The organism is Ulvibacter antarcticus (genome assembly GCF_003688405.1).
In the GTDB taxonomy this organism is placed as follows: domain Bacteria; phylum Bacteroidota; class Bacteroidia; order Flavobacteriales; family Flavobacteriaceae; genus Ulvibacter; species Ulvibacter antarcticus.
On sequence record NZ_REFC01000011.1, the window covers coordinates 397441 to 418729 of the forward strand.

The 21289-nt window shown below is 37.5% G+C and carries 18 protein-coding genes and 1 tRNA gene; 5 read left to right on the forward strand and 14 right to left on the reverse strand.

Features of this window, described 5'->3' with window-relative positions; translation table 11 throughout:
- Window positions 1-103: 103 nt before the first annotated feature.
- The gene (locus BXY75_RS02005) at window positions 104-1672 is read right to left on the reverse strand and encodes a LysM peptidoglycan-binding domain-containing protein (RefSeq protein ID WP_121906023.1); all 1569 of its coding nucleotides are present in this window, start codon (window positions 1670-1672) and stop codon (window positions 104-106) included.
- 112 nt (window positions 1673-1784) lie between these two features.
- The gene (locus BXY75_RS02010) at window positions 1785-2972 is read right to left on the reverse strand and encodes a phosphoglycerate kinase (protein ID WP_121906024.1); all 1188 of its coding nucleotides are present in this window, start codon (window positions 2970-2972) and stop codon (window positions 1785-1787) included.
- A gap of 61 nt (window positions 2973-3033) precedes the next feature.
- Here BXY75_RS02010 and BXY75_RS02015 point away from each other — a divergent pair, with 61 nt between their 5' ends.
- Window positions 3034-4188 carry a DNA polymerase III subunit gene (locus BXY75_RS02015; protein WP_121906025.1) on the forward strand — a complete coding sequence of 385 codons (1155 nt, stop codon included), beginning with the start codon at window positions 3034-3036 and terminating at the stop codon, window positions 4186-4188.
- 145 nt (window positions 4189-4333) lie between these two features.
- Here the strand turns inward: BXY75_RS02015 and BXY75_RS02020 are convergent, their stop codons facing one another.
- The 5 genes from BXY75_RS02020 to BXY75_RS02040 all read right to left on the reverse strand — a co-directional run bounded on the left by BXY75_RS02020 (window position 4334) and on the right by BXY75_RS02040 (window position 12600).
- Entirely contained in the window at window positions 4334-5155 is an 822-nt protein-coding gene (locus BXY75_RS02020; RefSeq protein ID WP_170152832.1) for a class I SAM-dependent methyltransferase, read from the reverse strand.
- Window positions 5156-5218: 63 nt separating this feature from the next.
- On the reverse strand, window positions 5219-7090 hold the full coding sequence (gene mnmG / locus BXY75_RS02025; RefSeq protein ID WP_121906027.1) for a tRNA uridine-5-carboxymethylaminomethyl(34) synthesis enzyme MnmG: 1872 nt from the start codon (window positions 7088-7090) through the stop codon (window positions 5219-5221).
- 112 nt (window positions 7091-7202) lie between these two features.
- Window positions 7203-7619, reverse strand: a complete 417-nt coding sequence (gene ybeY / locus BXY75_RS02030) for an rRNA maturation RNase YbeY (RefSeq protein WP_121906028.1) — start codon at window positions 7617-7619, stop codon at window positions 7203-7205.
- On the reverse strand, window positions 7612-11028 hold the full coding sequence (locus tag BXY75_RS02035; RefSeq protein WP_121906029.1) for a DUF4175 family protein: 3417 nt from the start codon (window positions 11026-11028) through the stop codon (window positions 7612-7614). Before BXY75_RS02035 ends, ybeY begins: the two co-directional genes overlap by 8 nt.
- A 69-nt stretch (window positions 11029-11097) precedes the next feature.
- A complete protein-coding gene (locus BXY75_RS02040; protein WP_121906030.1) occupies window positions 11098-12600 on the reverse strand; it encodes a T9SS type A sorting domain-containing protein in 1503 nt (500 codons plus the stop codon).
- 165 nt (window positions 12601-12765) lie between these two features.
- On the opposite strand from BXY75_RS02040, the gene gltX reads away from it, so the two are divergent.
- On the forward strand, window positions 12766-14274 hold the full coding sequence (gltX, locus tag BXY75_RS02045; RefSeq protein WP_121906031.1) for a glutamate--tRNA ligase: 1509 nt from the start codon (window positions 12766-12768) through the stop codon (window positions 14272-14274).
- 4 nt (window positions 14275-14278) lie between these two features.
- On the opposite strand, the gene BXY75_RS02050 is transcribed toward gltX, so the two are convergent.
- On the reverse strand, window positions 14279-14938 hold the full coding sequence (locus BXY75_RS02050) for a hypothetical protein (RefSeq protein ID WP_121906032.1): 660 nt from the start codon (window positions 14936-14938) through the stop codon (window positions 14279-14281).
- A 79-nt stretch (window positions 14939-15017) separates the two neighbouring features.
- On the opposite strand from BXY75_RS02050, the gene BXY75_RS02055 reads away from it, so the two are divergent.
- On the forward strand, window positions 15018-16010 hold the full coding sequence (locus BXY75_RS02055) for an SPFH domain-containing protein (RefSeq protein ID WP_121906033.1): 993 nt from the start codon (window positions 15018-15020) through the stop codon (window positions 16008-16010).
- A gap of 54 nt (window positions 16011-16064) precedes the next feature.
- Here the strand turns inward: BXY75_RS02055 and BXY75_RS02060 are convergent, their stop codons facing one another.
- The 4 genes from BXY75_RS02060 to BXY75_RS02075 form a co-directional block, all read right to left on the reverse strand.
- Window positions 16065-16301, reverse strand: a complete 237-nt coding sequence (locus BXY75_RS02060) for a DUF6327 family protein (RefSeq protein WP_121906034.1) — start codon at window positions 16299-16301, stop codon at window positions 16065-16067.
- Window positions 16288-16719, reverse strand: coding sequence for a phage holin family protein (locus BXY75_RS02065; protein ID WP_121906035.1), 432 nt, complete (start codon window positions 16717-16719; stop codon window positions 16288-16290). The genes BXY75_RS02060 and BXY75_RS02065 overlap by 14 nt, the downstream gene beginning before the upstream one ends.
- 1 nt (window position 16720) lies before the next feature.
- The gene (locus BXY75_RS02070; RefSeq protein ID WP_121906036.1) at window positions 16721-17098 is read right to left on the reverse strand and encodes a YtxH domain-containing protein; all 378 of its coding nucleotides are present in this window, start codon (window positions 17096-17098) and stop codon (window positions 16721-16723) included.
- 194 nt (window positions 17099-17292) lie between these two features.
- Complete coding sequence (locus BXY75_RS02075; RefSeq protein WP_121906037.1) at window positions 17293-18969, reverse strand: glutamine--tRNA ligase/YqeY domain fusion protein; 1677 nt, start codon at window positions 18967-18969, stop codon at window positions 17293-17295.
- Between the two features lie 100 nt (window positions 18970-19069).
- Between BXY75_RS02075 and folB the strand changes: the two genes are divergently transcribed.
- Together folB and BXY75_RS02085 are read left to right on the forward strand one after the other, a co-directional pair.
- The gene (folB, locus tag BXY75_RS02080; RefSeq protein WP_121906585.1) at window positions 19070-19426 is read left to right on the forward strand and encodes a dihydroneopterin aldolase; all 357 of its coding nucleotides are present in this window, start codon (window positions 19070-19072) and stop codon (window positions 19424-19426) included.
- 95 nt (window positions 19427-19521) lie between these two features.
- A tRNA-Cys gene (locus BXY75_RS02085) sits at window positions 19522-19595 on the forward strand.
- A gap of 215 nt (window positions 19596-19810) precedes the next feature.
- On the opposite strand, the gene BXY75_RS02090 is transcribed toward BXY75_RS02085, so the two are convergent.
- Both BXY75_RS02090 and BXY75_RS02095 read right to left on the reverse strand, forming a co-directional pair.
- Window positions 19811-20527, reverse strand: a complete 717-nt coding sequence (locus tag BXY75_RS02090) for a LysE family translocator (RefSeq protein WP_121906038.1) — start codon at window positions 20525-20527, stop codon at window positions 19811-19813.
- A 58-nt stretch (window positions 20528-20585) separates the two neighbouring features.
- Complete coding sequence (locus tag BXY75_RS02095) at window positions 20586-21260, reverse strand: head GIN domain-containing protein (RefSeq protein ID WP_121906039.1); 675 nt, start codon at window positions 21258-21260, stop codon at window positions 20586-20588.
- Between the last annotated feature and the right edge of the window lie 29 nt (window positions 21261-21289).

The window sequence follows — 21289 nt, forward strand, 5'->3', positions numbered from 1 at the left end:
CGGTATAATATAGTTCTACTTTGCGATGGTGCTTCCACGCCTAACTTTTGAATACAAATTAAGGGCTTTGAAAAGGAATTTCCTTGAGAATAAAAGTAGAAAATTAACCTTTTTGAATTTTGAGTTTCGTGCCCGGTTTTAAATTGTTACCACTAATATCGTTCCAACTTTTAATTTTATCGACAGTAACACCAGGATATTTTTGAGAAATACTCCATAAAGAATCTCCGTTTTTAACGGTATAGGTGCTCGCAGTTTCATCTGCCTTAGGTTTAGCGCTGGATGTCTTTGGTTTAGATGAAGCTACTGTTTTTCTAGGATGAATGGTTAGTCTCTGACCTATTTTTAATCTATTACTCCGCAATCCATTCCATCGCATAATTTGTGATACTGAGACGCCATAACGGTTCGCGATTTTACCTAAATAATCTCCGCTTCTTACTCTATAACGAATACGATCTGATTGTTCCAATAATTCGGGCATTGCCTTTTCACGTTTATTGAATTCTGAATCGGCGTAGGCGTAAATAGCCTCCTCATTAGTTATGAATTTGCCTACCAAATCTACCGGTAAACGCAACATATACTCTTCATCTTTTACAACCGGAATAATCCCTAGTTTATACGACGGATTTAAAAACTCTAATTCCGCCAGGTCCATATTGGCTACCTGAGAGACTTGTTCTAATGATATTCTTTTCTTTACTCGAATTGTATCGGTTGCGATATAAGGAATTCTGGGGCCATTGCTTTCAAAACCATGTTCTTCGGCAAATTCGAAGATATACATGGTCGCCAAAAAAGCGGGTACATAACCTGCTGTTTCACGTGGAAGATGTGGTCTTAGATTCCAGTAATTGGTCTTTCCGCCAGATCTTCTTATGGCTTTAGAAACATTTCCGGGACCCGAATTGTAGGCTGCCAGCGCCAAATCCCAATCCTCTAAACTACCATAAAGACTTTTTAGATACTTACAGGCCGCTTCGGTCGCCAAAATAGGATCCGAACGCTCATCTACATACGAACTTACGTCCAATCCAAACATTTTACCGGTAGCGTACATAAATTGCCAAAGACCCGTAGCGCCAACCCTGGACTGGGCCCGTGGGTTTAATGCAGACTCGACAATGGCGAGATATTTCATTTCCAATGGTAAGTTGTGCTTATCAAGTTCCTGCTCGAACATAGGAAAGTAATAATCGCTCAATGCCATTAAGTTCGCAAATGATTTGCGACGATGTTTTAAATATCCCTTGATCACACTCTCCAAAGAAGGATTGTACTCTACGTTAAATGGAGTTCGTGCATTTAGTTCTTCAAGGCGTTGTTTCAGAAGTTCGGTGGGTAATTCTTCGTAGTCGACCGGCACAAAATTCTGATTGGAAACGAGACCATAAACTTCCTCAAATAATTCAGAATTATACAATTCCTTTAGCCAAAGACTGTCGTATTTTCTGGCATTTGCCATATCTTCCAAAGCAAAAACCATTGTGTCCTTTACTTTAGTTGCGATCACAGTTGTAGGTAAATCACTCGAAACTTGTTGAACGGTGATCGAATCTATAATTTGTATGTGTTTTTTCGGAAGGGAATCGGTTTTAACAACAACTTCTTGAGCCATGCTAACGCCAAAACTAAAAAGAAGTATACCAAGAATTGATTGTAGATTCATAGGGGAATTATAACGTAGGGAAATGTTTTAAATTTTGCTAAAAATAGGAAATTGAAATTTAAAGACAAATATATGTCACAAATAATTGAAAACTAAGCTTTTATATTGCTTATTAATCGAGAATTGCCTGAATTCCGGGAAGTGTTTTTCCTTCCAGCATTTCCAACATAGCACCTCCTCCAGTAGAAACATAACTAACTTTTTTGTCAAAATTGAACTTTTTAACAGCTGCAACAGAATCACCTCCACCCACTAACGAGAAAGCACCATTGGCAGTTGATGCTGCAATCGCTTTTCCCAAAGATATCGTTCCAGCGGCAAATGACTCCATTTCAAAAACACCCACCGGACCATTCCATAGGATGGTCTTCGATTCTTTAATGACATTAGCAAAAATTTCATTTGTTTTAGCACCAGTATCTAATCCCATCCATCCATCAGAAATTTTATCTATAGGCTCGGTCATTATATTGGCCATATCTGAAAAGCTATCGGCCACTATCGCATCTACTGGTAAATGAACAGCGACATTCTTCTTTTTCGCCATTTCAAGAATCTCTAACGCAAGCTCTTGCTTATCTTCTTCCACAAGCGAACTTCCAATACTTCCTCCTTTTGCTTTTATAAAAGTAAACGCCATTCCGCCACCTATAATAAGGTGATCTATTTTATCTAGAATATTTTCAATAATGGTTATTTTTGAAGAAACTTTTGCGCCGCCAATCACTGCTGTCACTGGTTTCACACTATTATTAAGAACCTTATTGATATTGTTTATTTCTGAAGCCAATAGTAAACCGAAGCATTTATCTTCAGGGAAAAATTCTGCAATAACAGCTGTAGATGCATGTGCTCTGTGAGCTGTTCCGAAGGCGTCATTTACGTAGATATCCCCTAATTTTGAAAGACTTTCAGCAAAATCTTTGTCGCCTTTTGTTTCTTCTTCATGATATCGAAGGTTTTCCAGCAAGATAATTTCACCCGGATGACAGGAACTAACGGCTTCTTCGGCCATCGGCCCCACACAATCATCAACAAAGCGCACACTAACGCCCAGAATGTCACTTGTAGTTTCGACGATATTTTTTAAAGAAAATTCAGCCTCTTTATTTTTTGGACGACCTAAATGAGACATAAGAATCACACAGCCTCCATCTTCAAGTATTTTAATAATTGTTGGTTTTGCAGCTTCAATCCGACTTGCATCTGTTACCTCTAAATCATCATTCAACGGGACGTTAAAATCGACTCTTATTAGTGCTTTTTTATCTTTAAAATCAATGTCATTAACTGTTTTCATAGGCTTCAATTGAGATGCAAATATAGCTTTTTTTTAGACCACAATTTGATTAGTTTTGTGAATGGATTTTTCCGAAGTCATAGGTCAGAAACACCTCAAGTCACATCTTATAAAAACCATTGAAAATGGCCGTATTCCACACGCTCAATTGTTTGTTGGGAATGCCGGAAGCGGACTGCTACCACTGGCCATTGCTTATGTGGCGGAATTACTTTGTAGTTCACATGAAAAAAGCAGCGAATCCTATAAAAATTGTAGAAAAAAGGTGGATAACTTATCGCATCCCGACCTACATTTTATTTACCCAGTAAACACTAACGATTCTATTAAAAAGAACGCCGTTTCAGCCAACTTTTCTCAGGAATGGAGAAGTTTTGTTCTCAACAACCCCTATGGATCACTGTTTGATTGGTTACAATCTTTAGGAATAGAAAATAAGCAAGGAAATATTAGTGTAAATGAAGCCCAGGATTTACTAAAAACCCTAGCTTTAAAGTCGTATGAAGGAGGTTATAAGGTAATGATCATTTGGATGGCTGATAAAATGAACACCGAATGCTCTAATAAAATTCTAAAAATTGTCGAAGAACCGCCTGCTAAAACATTGCTTCTTTTACTTACTGAAAGCGAAGAACAAATAATAACTACTATAAGGTCCCGATGTCAAAAAATCCAACTTCCATTGCTTTCGGAATCTGATATTCTTAATTCTTTAGTAGAGAAACGTTCAGTTCCAGAAGCAAAAGCCGCAAATATTAGCAGACAAGCGAATGGAGATTTTAATAAAGCCTTGCATATACTCGAAAACGACAGCGACGATCTTGTCTTCGAAGAGTGGTTTGTTTCCTGGGTTCGAACTGCCTTTAGAGCCAAAGGAAATAAAGGGGCCATAAATGAATTGTTGGTCTGGAGTGAATCAATCGCCGGAAAAGGAAGAGAAACACAAAAGAAATTTCTTTCGTACTGTAACGAAATATTTAGACAGGCCTTATTAAAGAATTATAAGGCTGACAGCTTGTTGTATTTTGAATCTGCCAATTCTGGCTTTTCAATCGAAAAATTTGCTCCATTTATACATCAGAACAATATTTTTGAAATTACCGAAGCTATCGAAGAAGCGAGCTATCATATTGAAAGAAATGGAAACGCGAAAATAATTCTAACCGATCTTTCCATCAAATTAACCAGGCTAATTCACAAAAAGGAATTGGCATAAGTACTATTTATTCAACATCTGGTTTGATATAAATAATTTTTATTGAAAACAATTGAAATCCGACGGCATATTAAGCCTGTTCCAGAAAATAAGGCGCTGATTGTCCAACGTCAAGTAAAATTCGTTTAAAACACCCTAAAAACGTCTAGTTTGCCTTTCTGAAGCAATAAATATGAGAAGAATACTCTTTTGTTCTAATTCCGGAGACATTCGACCACAAACCAACTAAAAGTGCCTTTATGGAAAAATTGTTCTTTGTTTTGTATTTCTCTGAAAGTAGGCTCACATAAAAAGAATCGAAATACATTGGTTTGATCTTTTCGAGTTTCATTTCCGAAGAAAATAATCCTTTCATTGACTCCTTAGAAAAATGCCATAAATGTCGGGGGACATCATAGGCCGCCCAAAATTCTTTATAATAGTTAGCATCGTAAGATTTATAATTCGGAACAGCGATAATTAAAACTCCACTCGGCTTCACCAAGGCTTCAATCTTTTTAATGGTAGTTTCCAAATCCGGAAGATGTTCCAAAACATGCCATAAGGTAACCACATCAAATTCGGAAGATTTAAAATCATCGATTTGCGATTTCAAATTCATGCCTTTTGAGTTTGCTAGCATGCGAGCTTTTTCATTGGGTTCTACTCCGGCAATTTCCCAATTTCGATCGGAAGCTAATTTTAAAAATTCACCAGTACCTGCGCCAATATCCAAAACGGAAGTCGTTCCATTATTTCGAGATTCAATTAAACTCATCTTAGATTCCAGGGCGTAGCTTTTAACTTTTTGATAGAGCCAAGCCATCAAACCTTTAGTGTCATCTGTATGAGAAATATAAGAGTCACTCTCGTAATACCTAGCTAAGTTTTCAGCTTTGGGTTGCGGAGATGTACACAGTAAATTCTTCTGGGGGTTGTATATTAAATCGAAAGACTCCCCACTAACAAGGAAGTCTTTTGTGCTCAAATGTTTTTTATTCTGAAGGTTTTCCAATTCTTTATTTTAAACGTTCCACGTGGAACATATACGCTAACGCCCCATATAGACTAACAACACGGAAATGTCGTTTGGAGAAACGCCACTTATACGTGATGCCTGTGAGATGGTTGCGGGTTGAATAGCAGTTAGCTTTTCCCTTGCCTCATACGATAAGGATTTCAGTTTCGTATAATCAAAATCTGAAGGGATCTTTAATCCTTCCAAACGATTTAATTTATCGGCATTATTCTTTTCCTTGTTTATATATCCGGCATACTTTACTTGTATTTCTGCCTGTTGTAAAATATCATAATCCAATTCATTTTCCGAAATAAACACATCGACATCTTCTATCTTTCGCATATCATCCATGGTGATTTCCGGTCTGGAAAACACCTTAAACATCTTATCACTTTGATGAACTGTTGCCGATTCCTTTGATTCCAAAATCGGATTTATAACTTCAGGAATAACACTTGTGTCTTTAAAAAACGTTACAAAAGCATCCGACTTTTTCTGTTTCGCTTCCATCTTTTTCATTCGCTCATCACTAGCTAAACCAATTTTATGCGCCATCGGTGTAAGTCTGAAATCGGCATTATCCTGTCGCAACAAGGTTCTATATTCAGCTCTGGAAGTAAACATTCGATATGGTTCTTCTGTTCCCTTCGTAATTAAATCATCAATCAAAACTCCGATATAAGCTTCATTTCTTTGTATGATAAATGGATCCTTTTCCTGTACTTTTAAGTGTGCATTTATTCCAGCCATCAATCCCTGAGATGCCGCTTCTTCATATCCAGTTGTACCATTAATTTGTCCCGCGAAGAACAAACCATCAACCAACTTTGTTTCTAAAGTATGCTTTAATTGCGTAGGCGGGAAATAATCATACTCAATCGCATAGCCTGGTCTGAAGAATTTTACATTCTCAAAACCTACCACCTGACGTAATGCTTTAAACTGAACATCCTCAGGTAAAGAAGTAGAAAATCCGTTGATATAATACTCAACTGTATTCCAACCTTCCGGTTCGACAAACAATTGATGTCTGTCTTTATCTGCAAATCGATTGATCTTATCTTCTATGGATGGACAGTAACGCGGCCCAATACTTTTTATGGAACCATTAAACATGGGTGAACGATCGAACCCTTCTTTCAACATCTCATGCACCAATGTACTAGTATAAGACATATGACAAGGACGTTGTGTTTTTAGTGCTTGTGTTTCATCTGAAAAAGAGAATTTTTCAGGTCTTTCATCTCCTGGCTGAATGAGCATTTTTGAAAAGTCTAAGGATCTACCATCAACTCTTGGAGGCGTCCCGGTTTTCATTCGGCCACTTTCAAAACCTAGATCGACCAATTCCTTTGTAATACCTGTAGAAGCAGATTCACCTGCTCGACCACCGCCAAATTGTTTTTCACCAATATGTATAAGTCCGTTTAGAAATGTACCGTTTGTAAGAACTACAGTTTTTCCCCGAACTTCTAAACCTAAAGAAGTTCGAACCCCGACAATCTTTCCATCTTCCACAATAATACCTGACACCATTTCCTGATAAAAATCAAGATTCTTCGTTTTCTCTAACATCAATCTCCAGGTTTCAGAAAAACGCATGCGATCACTCTGTACTCTCGGACTCCACATTGCAGGTCCTTTAGATTTGTTGAGCATCTTAAATTGTATAGCAGTCTTATCAGAAATAATCCCGCTATAACCACCTAGAGCATCAATCTCACGTACTATTTGACCTTTAGCAATTCCTCCCATAGCAGGATTGCAGGACATTTGCCCAATATTCTGAAGGTTCATGGTAATTAGCAGTGTGCTAGAACCCATATTTGCAGCCGCAGCCGCAGCTTCAGAACCAGCATGACCGCCACCTACTACAATTACATCGTACTCTTGTCCAAACATATTTTATAAAATGTTCCACGTGGAACATCGATTTCGTTAAAAGGGGTGCAAATATACGCTAAATTACTTATAATCAGCAAGTTAAATGTTTAAAATGTTGAATATCAGCTAACTACAGGAATGTTCGTGACTTTAATGCCGAATTTTCCTTTTCCCGCATCAAAGTCGCATCAGCTTTAGATTTATCTTTGTAACCACAATAGTGAAGTATTCCATGAATCATTACGCGGTGTAATTCATCAATAAAAGCAGTTTCAAAAGTCTTAGAATTATCCAGTACCCTATCAACTGAAATATAAATTTCGCCATGAATTTGCTTTCCGAGGGAATAATCGAAACTAATAATATCGGTAAGCGTGTCGTGGTCTAAAAACTCCTTGTTGAGATTATGAAGATAATCATCATCGCAAAACACATAACTAATATCTCCTTCTGCAAATTCTTCCGAAGCAATTATAGTCGAAATCCATTTTGAAACTTCTCCTTCTTGCTGAAGTTCATAATCTGTCTGACTCGAAAAATCAATCATCTTTAGTTTTAAAATAAGTCTGTACTTTCTGCTTATATTCCTGGCGCAAAGGTAAAGCCTCCCGATTCAAAATCTCTGTAGTATTGAAGTATTTTTTTACGTCTTCAGGCGACATTCTAAGTTTGTTTTGAAAACTGTTCCTGTTGGTTTGAGATTCTCGTTTAGTCTCTTGGCCTTGTTCAAAATCTGCTTTGTCCAATTTCAATAACTCATATTGCAATTCTAGCATCTTTTTAAGAGTTTGCTCATTAAACCCTTTATCTAACAACTGCTGTTCTACACCTTCCATTTGCCTCAAGAGGTCACTATTGCCTTTTAAACCTTCCTTGCTCAATCTGTCTTCTAATTGCTGTCTTAATTGCTGTTGTTGCTTATATATCTCATAGAGCTCGCCGTTCATGTCTTCATTATCTCCTTCTCCTTTACCCTCTTTTCCGTCCTTGCCTTCTTTTCCATCGCGACCATTTTCGCCTTCCTGACCTTCCCCGTCACCATCTCCATCACCTTCACCTTTACCTTCTCCTTCACCCTTGCCTTTGCTACCTTTACCTTCTTTTCCCTGTCCTTCCTTCTTTCCCTTTTCCATTCCTTCTTTCATTTTTTCTGAAAGACTTTCCTGCTTTTTAATAATGTCGGGTAACTGAAAACCTTGTCCGCCCTCACCATCACCCATTCCGGGTTTTCCCTTTCCACCACTACCCGAACCTTGTCCCATCATCTGCATCTGCATACTGTTAAGCAAATCACTCAATAAAATTGCCAATTCGTTGGCACCTGTAACAGTGTATTGCTGACTAGATATTCCCTGACTCATCTGGTTTTCTGCCAATCGCTCCAAAGACTTTTCGAGATTGTATTGAACATCGGTCAGCGACTCGTTGATTTTCGTACTAATTAAGGGCTGTCGTAATGATAAAGAAAACAAGCTGTCATCAATATGTTCGAAATTCAGTTTAAGGTCATTCTGTACATTCAACTTTTTCCCAAAGATCGGATTTCCATAATCCGTCTTCTTAAATTCTTTCATCAAATCTTCCTGTTCGAAAGAAAATACCACAAGGTTGTCGAGAATTTGTCGCAGCATTTCAACATCTTCTTCCAGGGTTTCCCCTTGTCCCTGTTTCATGCTCGCCTGCATCTTTTTACCCATCGCCTTCATCTTCTTCCCGGCTTTCTTCTGACTACCTTTCGCAGCTTCCTTCTTCTCTTGATCTAGGCTTTCAGTAGCCTTTTGCTGTTCTTTATCCACTTCTTGTTCATCACCCTTATCATCGGGCATGTCCATAGGTTTCTTTAATTCCTCATTTTCCTTTTCAAGTTCTTCTTTTTCCTTCTTATACTCATCGAACTTCTCGTTCAATTTCTCTTGCTCCTCTTTAGTGTTTTTTTCCTCAGGTTCGTCAGCTAGTTTTTCCTGCTCTTCTCCTAATTTAAAAATCTCTTCAGCCAATTTCTCAGCCTTTTTAGTTACATAATACCGCTTAGTTAACTCAAGTAGCTGCTCCAGATTCTTTTCCTGATTTTTATTCTGTTTGTCTAGTTTATCGAGTTTATCGCCTAATTCTTCCTTTTCTATTTTCTCCTGAAGTTTTTCTAACTCGTCCAAAAGCTTTTCATTCTCCTTAAGTTTCTCTTCGTTCTCTTGTAAGCGATCTTTTAGTTGTTCTTTGAAAGGATCTTTCTCTTCATTCTCCGGCTGAAAATTCTCCAAATTCTCTTTCAATTCTTTGGAAAAATTTTTCATCATTTCTTCCTGTTGCTTCTGCCTCTTGATGAAATTCTCAAGTTTCTTTTTGTCATTCCAATTCAGTTCCTTTTTCTCTTTCTGAGTTCTTTTCAGTTCTTCTAAAGTTTTATCCTGATCTTTTAATTGTTCTAAAGTTTTATCTAATCCTTTTATAGAGTTATCCTGATTCTGAAGCTGCTCATTCTCCAATTCATCTTTAGTTAATTTTCGGTACGAAAAAATTGCCGATTTACTGGATTTGTATTTATGAATAGCATCATTGTCGAACACTTCGAAATAGTATTCATAGGCCGTTCCTTCAGTGAGAGGCAAGTTCCCCGGGAATGTATAAACAAACTGATCAAAATTTGTTTTGTTTAACTGAAGCGGCTGCGATTTCATTTGTTGTTCTTCCCCTTCAGGAAAATAAACCAATCGCAGTTTTGTCAGCCCGTAATCATCACTCACACGTCCTAAATAATAGATTATCTGACTTTCGGTACTGTCTTGTTTTGATTGTACGTCTATTTCAGGATAGGCATCCTTTACCACCCCTAAAGTAAACGACAAATTTTCATAATCTTTTAATCGCTCGTTCGAAGTAGTAATGGCATAATCCAGTTTTGAATAAATCCCTTTCTGAAAATTGAATTGTCTGTCTTTTTCTGAAAATTGGTAGCTTGTATCTTTTACTTTCAATGCGACACTAGAAGTGTTTTTTGTATTTACATTCCAGGTGACTCTAGTCCCTTCAGGAACTGTTGCATTTCCGGAGCTTTTAAGCACTTCATCTCGTTTTCCTGTATAGCCGGGGTAATCAAGAACCATCTCGAACCCAAGTAAAGACGGGGTTTTAATCACGTCCAAGTGATAATCTTTAGAAGTGACTTTATTTCCAATTAATTTAAAATCAATTGCTTCCGAAGGTTGTAAAAAGGTGTATTCGAACATCCCCGGAGCAGTCTGTTGTAGATAGTAAGATTCATCGTTAAAACTTATGCTGGCATTTTCGGGCAATACCGTTCCTTCTGTTCGCACCTTGATAGTATAACTCTTGTTTTCTATAGCACTTAGCTCACTATTTAAAACATAAAAGCTGAAAGGTGCAGGTGGTTCATAAGCAGTATCGTAATTAACCACTCTTTTGTAGCTACTTGAAAAAGTATCTTTGTCACCTATCACACTTACCAAAACGAAAATAAGAACCGGGATGGCAGCATATTTTAGGTATTTAATGTTTTTTCTGAAGTTGATGGCGCTTTTAAAAGGAACCGGTTGTATTTCTGAAGCTTTTTGATCGATACTAGCCAAAAGCAACTCAGATTCTCGCTGATTCTGATTTAACTGTATGACATTCAACAACTTATCACTTACCTGCGGAAAATGACTGCCAATAATTGTTGAAGCTTCTTCGTGAGTTATCCCTTTCTGAAGCTTAAACAACTTAGCCAGTGGTTTTGCGATAAACCGAAAAAATAAGCCTGCTTCCACCACGACAAAAGTCCAGAAAAGAACCGTCCTTCCTGTTGGGCTTAACCATAGAAAGTACTCCACAAGTAATGTGAGCAAAAAGTATAGCAGTCCAATCGCGAAAAAAAGAATAGTTCCTTTAATCAACTCATTAGTATAGTACTTCTTTATAAATTGTTCCAGCTTTTGCTGAATGACGCCAAATGTGCTCATAGTTCAACTCCTTAAAAGGAAAACTTCTAAATTACAATTTTATTTCAACAGCAAAAATTACTCCACAAGCTATTCTACGATCATTTTTATGGTTGCTTCGGAAGTATTAGAAACAACATTCACAAAATAAACCCCAGCTGTGAAGTTATGATCTATTTCAAAAGTACTACTCGGGATATTTCTTTCAGAATAAACAATCTTCCCTATAGCATCAACAACTGTCACTGCGGTAATATCAATTTCTTCAGAAAAATTAAGAGAAAACCTGCCGTTGTTTGGGTTGGGAAAGAGTTGTATTCCAAATTCAGAAGAACTCAGATTCGGAATTGAGAGAATACTGTCATTTTCATAAACGATCACACTCCCTACATTACTTGAATTTATTTTCTTCAGGGGTACACCCACTGCAATTTTATTTCCAAGATCATTTATTGCAGTACACCAACCAAATGCTGTGGGCGGTGACTCATTAATGGTAGAAAGTGTCTCACCCGCCTGCATCCAAATTGATCCATCGTACCTAAAAACACGTGCACTACCATGGGGATCAGTCCCATCGAACGGAGCGCCAATTGACACAATATTTCCCAGTCTATTTAATTCTACCGACTGACCAAAATTACCACTTTCGACAGTACCCGGGATACTAGTGCCCAACTGATTCCAGATTGCATTTTGAAATTCGAAAACCTGAACTTTTCCATGGATATTGTTTTGGTTATGCCCCATGGATGAAATTGCTAGTATCGTTCCATTATCATTTAGGTCGATTGCACTCCCGCCAACAATACAATAACCCATAACTTCATCTTCATTCTCACCATAAATCGAATTTCCTTTTAAGGCCCAACTGTTACCATTAAACTCAAAGACCTCTACTTTGCCAGCATTTGAGCCTGCAGTATCATTTTCTGGTGAAGAAACGGCAATAATCTCACCATTATCACTTATTGAAACAGAGGTTCCTGTATTATCTTCATTGGCCGTCCCAACAATACGCTGACCTTTCAGTATCCATACGTTGTTGTCAATTTCAAAAACTTCTGCAAAACCAGGTGCTGAAACAAAAGCAGTAGTTTGATTCGCTCCAACAATTATCGTAGTTCCTGCTTCGTCAATCCCTACATCAATGCCATACCAATAATCTTGCTCAGCACCATATAATGTATTGCCTACTTGTACCCAAAAATCGTTCAGTAATTCAAAAACACGCACACCACCTGAGTATTCTCCATTAAACTCGTGATTCGAATTGCCAAGAATAATGTGTGTTCCCGAGGAATTCATTTGCACCCGTCCATCGCTTAGTCCATTACCGAGCAAACCTGGAATATCGTTGCCAATTTGTGTCCAAACATTATTCTGAAGCTCAAAAACTCTAACGCGACCTGCATTTGTTCCATTAATGAAAGAATCGTAAACAGCTACTACATCCCCTGTACCATTCATAGCTACGGAAGTCCCAGTGAAAAAATCATCGGTCTCTCCAAAAATTTCTTGTCCCAATTCTACCCATTGAGCCGTACAAATGGAGGCAATAGAAAATAATAATAAAGTGAAAAGAGTTTTCATACATCAAATTTAGATAGCGAAAGATAACAATTCCTACAAAATAGTCTCTTACATAATTATTACCTTTGCCGCTTCAATTAAGTTTCATCTTTTAAACAGTTTCTGTGCTTGCTGCAGATGACTAGGTTTAATTAAAAAAGATACCTGCTTTCGCAGGTAGTTATTATGTCTCAAAAAGTACGTGTACGTTTCGCTCCAAGTCCAACAGGCCCCCTTCATATTGGTGGGGTAAGGACCGCCTTATTCAATTATTTGTTTGCTAAGAAACATGGGGGTGATTTTCTATTGCGAATAGAAGATACCGACCAAAACAGATATGTAGAAGGCGCCGAAGATTATATCGTTGAAGCGTTAAACTGGATGAATATTCCTTTTGATGAAGGTCCAGGAAAGGAAGCCGATTGTGGTCCTTACCGCCAAAGTGAGCGTAAGGATTTATATAAGCAATACGCCGATGAGTTGATTAACTCCGGAAATGGGTATTATGCCTTTGATACTTCGGAAGAGCTTGACGCACACCGAAAAGATCACGAGGCAAAAGGAAAGACCTTTATTTATAATTGGCACAATCGTCTAAAACTAAAGAACTCTTTGGCTCTTTCTGAAGCTGAAGTACAAGAACTACTAAACAAAGGTACTGACTATGTTATTCGTTTTAAATCTCCGGAAGCTGAGACTTTGCATTTAAAAGATATGATTCGTGGAGATATTCAAATCGACACTAATGTATTGGATGATAAAGTGTTATTTAAAAGTGATGGGATGCCAACTTATCATTTAGCTAACATAGTTGATGATCATTTAATGAAAATCAGTCATGTGATTCGTGGGGAAGAATGGCTTCCTTCGATGGCATTGCACGTTTTATTGTATAGAGCTTTTGGGTGGGATGCGCCTCAGTTTGCACATTTACCTTTGATTATGAAGCCTGAAGGAAAAGGGAAATTAAGTAAGCGCGATGGCGATAAAATGGGCTTTCCGGTATTTCCTTTGGAATGGAAAACTGCAGATGGTGATGTTTTTTCAGGTTATCGAGAAGACGGGTATTTACCGGAAGCTGTGCTAAATATGTTGGCATTTTTAGGATGGAACCCGGGTACGGAGCAGGAAATTTTTAGTTTAACTGAATTGGTAGAAGCTTTCGAAATAGAACGTGTTCACAAGGCAGGTGCGAAGTTCGATCCCGAGAAAACGAAGTGGTTTCAGCATCAGTATCTTCAGCAAATGGACAACGATGTATTAGCTGCGCAATTCAAAGGTCTATTAAAGGAGAAAGAGGTTTCGACTGTGCTCAACCTGACATTGATAGTCTCTATGTTAAAAGAGCGGGCCACCTTTGTTGAAGATCTGTGGGAGCAAGGAAGTTTCTTTTTTGTCACTCCTGAAAACTATAACGAAAAAGCTTCAGCTAAAGCATTCAAGCCAGAAACACCCGAACTATTAAACAGTGTTTTAGACATTGTAAAAAGTACAGAAGATTTTTCCGCAGCAAATCTTTCCGAAGCTATAAAAGGATGGATCACTTCAAAAGATATTGGTTTTGGAAAAGTAATGATGCCTCTCCGACTTGCTTTAGTTGGTGATATGAAAGGCCCTGATGTTTTTGAAATTGCTTCACTTTTAGGAAAAGAAGAAACGATCAAGCGTATTGAGAATGCGTTAAAAGTAATTTAACTGCTTAAAAATAGAAGGTTGCAGCAAATACTATGGTGCTACTGTGACCTTCAAAATCCTTGCTCTCCAGACCCTGGTCGCTTAGTTTTCCAAGCATGTTTGAAACGCCATATTGGTACATAGCACTTAATCTAAATACTTCTAGTCCAGCTGTAATTCCAGCGGCAGCACGAAAATTAATTCTGTTGATATCCTGAATATCTTTCGCTGTTAGGGTAGAATAGCCCTCTAAAATGTAGTCGTTAAATCTATCGTTATCTACTTCTAACTTACTATTTACATTGAGGATAGGGCCAAATTCTAAACTCAGATGGTGTTTAATAATATTTAAACTTCCAAGTATTCCAACCTGTGCAGCCATTAAATTGTAATTTATAAAAACTGGATCGCCAGTTAGAATGGGTCTTCCCTGTATCCCAATATTACTATCGTAAAAGCTAACCCCAAAAATGAGGTCGAATGGTCCCCTGAAAGAACCTCTGGTTGTAAGTCCGCCCTCAAATCCATTTCCTTGTTCTGTCACCAAATTATCGGTATTAATGTCGAACAAGATGAGTCCTCCAGTTAAACCAATCCGGTTGTATTCTTCGTAATTTCGTTGTGCGTTCGCTTGTTGAAATAAAAGGAAACAAATAGTAACAAACGTAAGAGATTTAAGACTCATATAAGGATGGAATTTAGAGCTGATAAAAGTAGCTTTATTTTTGTATCTTCAAAAATGTAACCAATTTAAAAATTATAATATGGGATGGTCAATTTTATTAATACCTTTTTTACTGTTCGGATTTTTTGTTCTAATCGCTAGTGTATTTACCGTTAAGCAGCAAACATCTGCAATTGTAGAACGCTTCGGAAAGTTTTTAAGTATTAGAAACTCGGGACTTCATTTTAAAATTCCTGTTTTTGATCGGATTGCAGGAAGAATTAATTTAAAAATTCAGCAGTTAGATGTGATGGTTGAAACTAAAACGAAAGATGACGTTTTTGTTCGACTAAAGATTTCCGTACAATTTCAGGTGCTAAAAGAGAAGGTATATGATGCTTTTTATAAGCTTGAAAGTCCTCACGATCAAATTACTTCCTACGTGTTTGATGTAGTACGTGCCGAAGTTCCTAAAATGAAACTAGATGATGTTTTTGAAAGAAAAGATGATGTTGCCATTGCAGTTAAAACGGAGCTGAATGAAGCTATGATCAATTATGGTTACGATATTATTAAAACTTTAGTGACGGATATTGATCCGGATATACAAGTAAAAGCCGCTATGAATCGTATAAACGCTGCCGAACGAGAAAAAGTGGCCGCCGAATACGAAGCTGAAGCTGAACGAATTAAAATAGTTGCTAAAGCACGTGCCGAAGCAGAGAGTAAACGCTTACAAGGACAGGGTATCGCAGATCAACGACGAGAAATTGCCAGAGGACTAGAAGAAAGTGTAGATGTATTAAACAATGTTGGTATTAATTCTCAGGAAGCTTCAGCATTAATTGTGGTTACACAACACTATGATACACTTCAATCCATAGGAGAACATACCAATAGCAATCTTATTTTACTGCCTAATTCTCCACAGGCAGGAAGTAATATGTTAAATGAAATGATCGCTTCTTTTGTTGCGAGTAATCAAATTGGGGAACAGATGAAAAAGGACAATGAAGCAAAGGGTATTACCAATAAACAGAAAAGAACACCGCCGCCACCGAGAGCACCAGAAGGTGAAGATCTAACGTATTAAATCAAAAAACCCTTCAGTTAAACTGAAGGGTTTTTTTTGCTGGTAAACATCCCCTTAGGATTTGCGTCTTAAATATCTATTTATTGCAAACCCAATAATTGGGGTTAATAATTTTAAAAGAATTGCACTTGTTGTTAAGCTTCCAACAAGACCAGTTATCAGTTTAGATGGAGATAAGCTTTCTTTTGTCTCCGATAAGTTAAGTTTTAACTCTTCCTTATTGATTTCAGATTGCAACTGAAGTATTTTCAGGTCTTTATCTACCTCCTCGAATGTTCTATATCTCCTCATTCTTTTCCTCTTTCTTTTCCTCTTTGTTGGCCATAATACTAGTTAATACATCCGGCTCCGGATCTGAATCATTATCGAAGAAAATATCTGAAAACTTCGTCAGTATAAGTTTTTCAATTGATTTTTTACCAAATAGTAAAATGATCAGTATGATTAAAATATAAAATCCACCGACAATAAAATATCCAGCATATCTACTGTCAATGATATCTCCTAACCAAAGAGCCGCACCTACCGAAAAAAAGAATAAAACCAACAATAGAAAAATCCCTACTGTTAAAAAGGTTACCAAGGATATTACTGTCTTGGAAATGGTTTTAAAGGATCGAAGCTTATAATACTCCGAACTGTTTTTTAGGTACTCTTGTGCTTTACTCCCCGACTTTTCTATGTTGTCTGAAAGGGAATCAAATGCCATATTAAACTGTCGCCTTTTTTATTTTTGCTTTTGCATTAGCAAGAGTCGAATCCTTCTGAAGTCTTGCATTCTGTACTCGCAATGCTTCTAATTTCTCTTCCATTGCAACTAAAATGTCATCTGCCTTATAACTTGCAGAAGACAAAGTGCTTTCTAGTTTTTGCTCGAAGTTTAATCTTGCTTTCTGAGCTTTTTCACTTAAGTTTTCGGTCGTTGCCTTCACTTGTTTGTTAAGCTGTTTTTGAGCTTTTTTTGTCTCTTTGCTTATTTTGCTTCTGGTTTTTGAACCCTTATCTGGAGCGTATAAAATTCCTATTCCTGCTCCAATTGCTGCTCCTGTTAAGATAGCCAATAATGTTTGTCCGGTATTTGATGCCATGTTTTTTGTTTTAATTGATTAATAACTGTCTCTCAAAGATACAAATGTTAAAACTCAGGCATTGTTAATAACCGGTTAATAGTTGAATTACAATGTATAAAATTGTCTTAAAATCAGAGTTTTATAGCCAATTATTCTTAAACTCTTCCCTAAACAAATCATTCAATGTTAAAACCGTAACCCAATTAACTTTACTAATTCAGCTTTGCCCAGGAGTCACGAAGTGCGACCGTTCTATTGAAAACTATTTTATCTGGCCCACTATCTTTGTCAACGACGAAATATCCTAACCGCTGAAACTGAAATTTATCTTCCGGTTTTGCCTCTTGTAAACTGGGTTCTGCGTATCCGGTAATAACTTGAAGAGAATCCTGGTTTATAAACTCCATAAAATCCTTGTCCTTATGAGTATCCGGTGAAGGATCGGAGAACAAACGGTCATAAATTCTAACTTCAATTTCTAATGCTTCCTTAATAGAAACCCAGTGTAATGTACCTTTTACTTTCCGAAGAGAAGCTTCGCTACCACTGCCACTTTTGCTATCAAGGTCGTAGGTACAATGTATTTCTGTAATATTTCCTTCGGAATCTTTTACAACACTTTCACCTTTAATAATATAAGCATTCTTCAATCTAACCTCTTTGTCGATAGTAAGTCTGAAGTATTTTCTATTCGCTTCTTCTTTGAAATCTTCTCTTTCAATATACAATTCTCTAGAAAATGGTACTTTTCGGAAGCCAGCAGCTTCATCTTCCTGATTGTTCTCTGCATCTAACCATTCTGTTTCACCTTCAGGATAATTGGTAATCACCAATTTCACAGGGTCCAGCACTGCCATTACTCTTGGTGCTATCTTGTTTAAATCCTCCCGAACATTAAATTCCAAATGTGATACATCTATAAGATTATCACGCTTTCCAACGCCAATACTCTCAACGAAATTCCGAATCGATTCGGGTGTATATCCTCTTCTCTTTAAACCGGAAATTGTAGGCATACGAGGATCATCCCAACCGTTAACAACACCTTCTTCTACCAATCTAGCCAGTTTTCGTTTGCTAACCACTGTATGACTTAAATTCCTGCGGGCAAATTCACGCTGCTTAGGGCGTAGTTTATCACTATCGTACACTTGGTCCAAAAACCAATCATAAAGCTCTCTATGAGGCTGAAATTCGAGTGTACAGAACGAGTGAGATACCTGTTCTATGTAATCACTTTCGCCATGGGTCCAATCGTACATTGGGAATATTTTCCAATCGGTTCCCGTTCGGTGATGATGCTTGTGCAACGTTCTATACATTACTGGATCTCGCATCAACATATTAGGTGAGCTCATATCGATTTTTGCGCGCAAAACATGTTCGCCAGCTTCCGATTCACCATTCTTCATTTTCTCCAAAAGCGAGAGGTTTTCTTCAATAGGACGATCGCGAAAAGGGCTTGCGGTTCCTGTGGTTGTTGGAGTTCCTTTCTGTTGTGCCATAGCTTCGGAAGTTTGAGAATCTACGTAAGCTTTACCTTCTTTTATCAATTGAACAGCCCAATCATACAACTGTTGGAAATAATCTGAAGCATAACATTCGGTATCCCATTCAAATCCCAGCCATTCAACATCTCTTTTTATTGCATCGACAAATTCCTGTTCTTCCTTTGCCGGATTCGTATCGTCAAACCTTAGATTTACAGGAGCATTATACTTTTTTCCTAATCCAAAATTTAGACAGATAGCCGAAGCATGTCCAATATGCAAATAACCATTGGGTTCAGGCGGGAATCTAAATCGGAGTTTGTCCTTGGAATGTGTGGAAGATAAGTCGTCTTCAATGATATGCTCAATAAAATTGAGGGATTCTGTTTCGTTTGCCATAGTATAAAAATAATGCACAAAGGTAACTATTTCACTAATAACTTAACGCATTAAATACCCCAACTACAACGGGATTCGTATCTTTGCCAAAATGCCATTTATGAGTACCATACGTTTAAAAAACATAAAGATCTATGCTTTTCACGGTTGCCTAATTGAGGAAGGTAAAATTGGATCAGATTATTTAGTAAATCTTTCAGTAAAAGCCGATCTCACTCATGCTGCAAAGAGTGACGAGTTAAATGATACAGTTGATTATGTTCACCTTCAGAAAATAGTTAAAGTAGAAATGGCAAAACGGTCCAAATTACTAGAGCATGTAGGACAGAGAATTATTGACAGCATATTTACTCAACTTGAATTGGTTACCTCTGTAAAAGTAACTGTGGCTAAGGTCAACCCACCTATTGGAGGCGATGTTGCAGAAGTAAGTGTGACTATGAAAGCCAAACGGTAATTGAAATAAAATGCGGTATTTGTATTAATATTTTTATATTTGCAGCCATCTTTTGAGCCTCGGTTTAGGAGATTCCTGCCTTCGCAGGATTTTAAGGCATCATGGCCGAGTGGCTAGGCAGAGGTCTGCAAAACCTTCTACAGCGGTTCGAATCCGCTTGATGCCTCCAAAGAACCTTCAGTGAAAACTGAGGGTTTTTTTATGGAGTTGAGTGGTTATTCTACAGTGGTTCCCCCGAGGCGTCGGGGCGCTTGATGCCTCCAAAGAACCTTCAGTGAAAACTGAGGGTTTTTTTATGGAGTTGAGTGGTTATTCTACAGTGGTTCCCCCGAGGCTTCGGGGCGCTTGATGCCGCTACTATAGTTTCAGAAAAAATAAAACAAATTAATGGGATACATCTTCCACCGGTGGAATTGGTTTTTCTAAAGGATGTTCTTGTCCTGGAATTCGCTCAAGGCCTGCTTTCACTTCATTTGGAAAAATACCCTGTAATAACATTAATACACCAAAACCAGCGATAAGTATACTTACCCATTTTTTTGTTTTAAAGATAAAACGAGGCGTCATTTTACTTTTCAATTTTTTAGCTAAAGTTATCTTCAGAAGGTCGGTTGAGAAAAATGTAACTAGGACAGTAGTAAGAAACCAAAACACCCCGTTATCTGAAGTTGTTAATGCATTTGCCATTATAATTGTTCCTATCCAACCGGCTAATACACCAAAATTTACGAAATTGAGGAGAAAACCTTTCAGAAATAAACCTCCTAAATTCTTCTTTACGTTTACAGCGTAATGTTCCCTTGCTATTTTTATAAAAGATTTGGCAGTTCGGATATAAGATATGATTCCATAAGCGATTAAAACAGCACCTCCAAAAATGAGTAATCCTGGATCATCTTTTACTTTTTCAAGAATTTTACTTGTACTATAAAAGGCAATTAAAATAAAGATTATATCGGCTGCCATAGCCCCAAGATCGAAGAATAATCCTGCTTTAAAACCTTTGGTAATACTGGTTTCTATAAGTGTAAAAAAGACAGGTCCTATCGCAAACGCCAATAGGAATCCGTAAAATGCCGCATACAACAAACCATCAAACATATTTCGTAAAAATACAAATTTGTTTTTTCTGAAAGTGGCTTTCTAACGAATTATCGAATTAATTGATAACTCGAATCCTTCCTCCGGCAAACTTCTTTTTGTTTACTTCTTTTGGGTTACCGTAGATATCAATATCTCCTCCAGCAGTAACCTTTGCAGTAACTTTTTCCGAAGCATTTACTTCAGCTTCACCTGCTGCGGTCACTTTAACTGTAGTATCCTGAGTTTGTAGTTCTCTTCCCTCAAAAATTCCACCTGTGTTTAATACAATATTTTGACTTTCAGCCATACCGGAAGCTTCAATAATACCTCCCGATACGGCCTTTATTTCTGCATGATTCACTTGTAAACCAACTTTTATCCTTCCACCCTCCTGCGATCTCAACTCGATCTTTTCCTGTTCTATCGCTTCATTAGACACGATTTTGGCACCTTCATTAGCGTCCAGGATATCAATGCTTGTGTAATAGACCTCAACAAAGGTTTTGTTTCCGTCGAAACGCTCGTCGAGATTCATGCGTATTTTAAGTGTGCCGTTGTCATTTATCACCTTTACACTTTCCGTTTTTTCTCCTTTAATTGCTACCTGATTTACATCAGATTTAATAAAGTTTACTTCAATAAGATCATATACTTTGAGCTCATTAAAATCTCCGATATTTTTTTCAACTGTAGATTGTGCAAAAAGTGTTGCAGAAATAAAGAAGACTAATAAAAGTTGTGCTGATTTCATACCAATAGTTTTTAGTTTCTATAAAGACC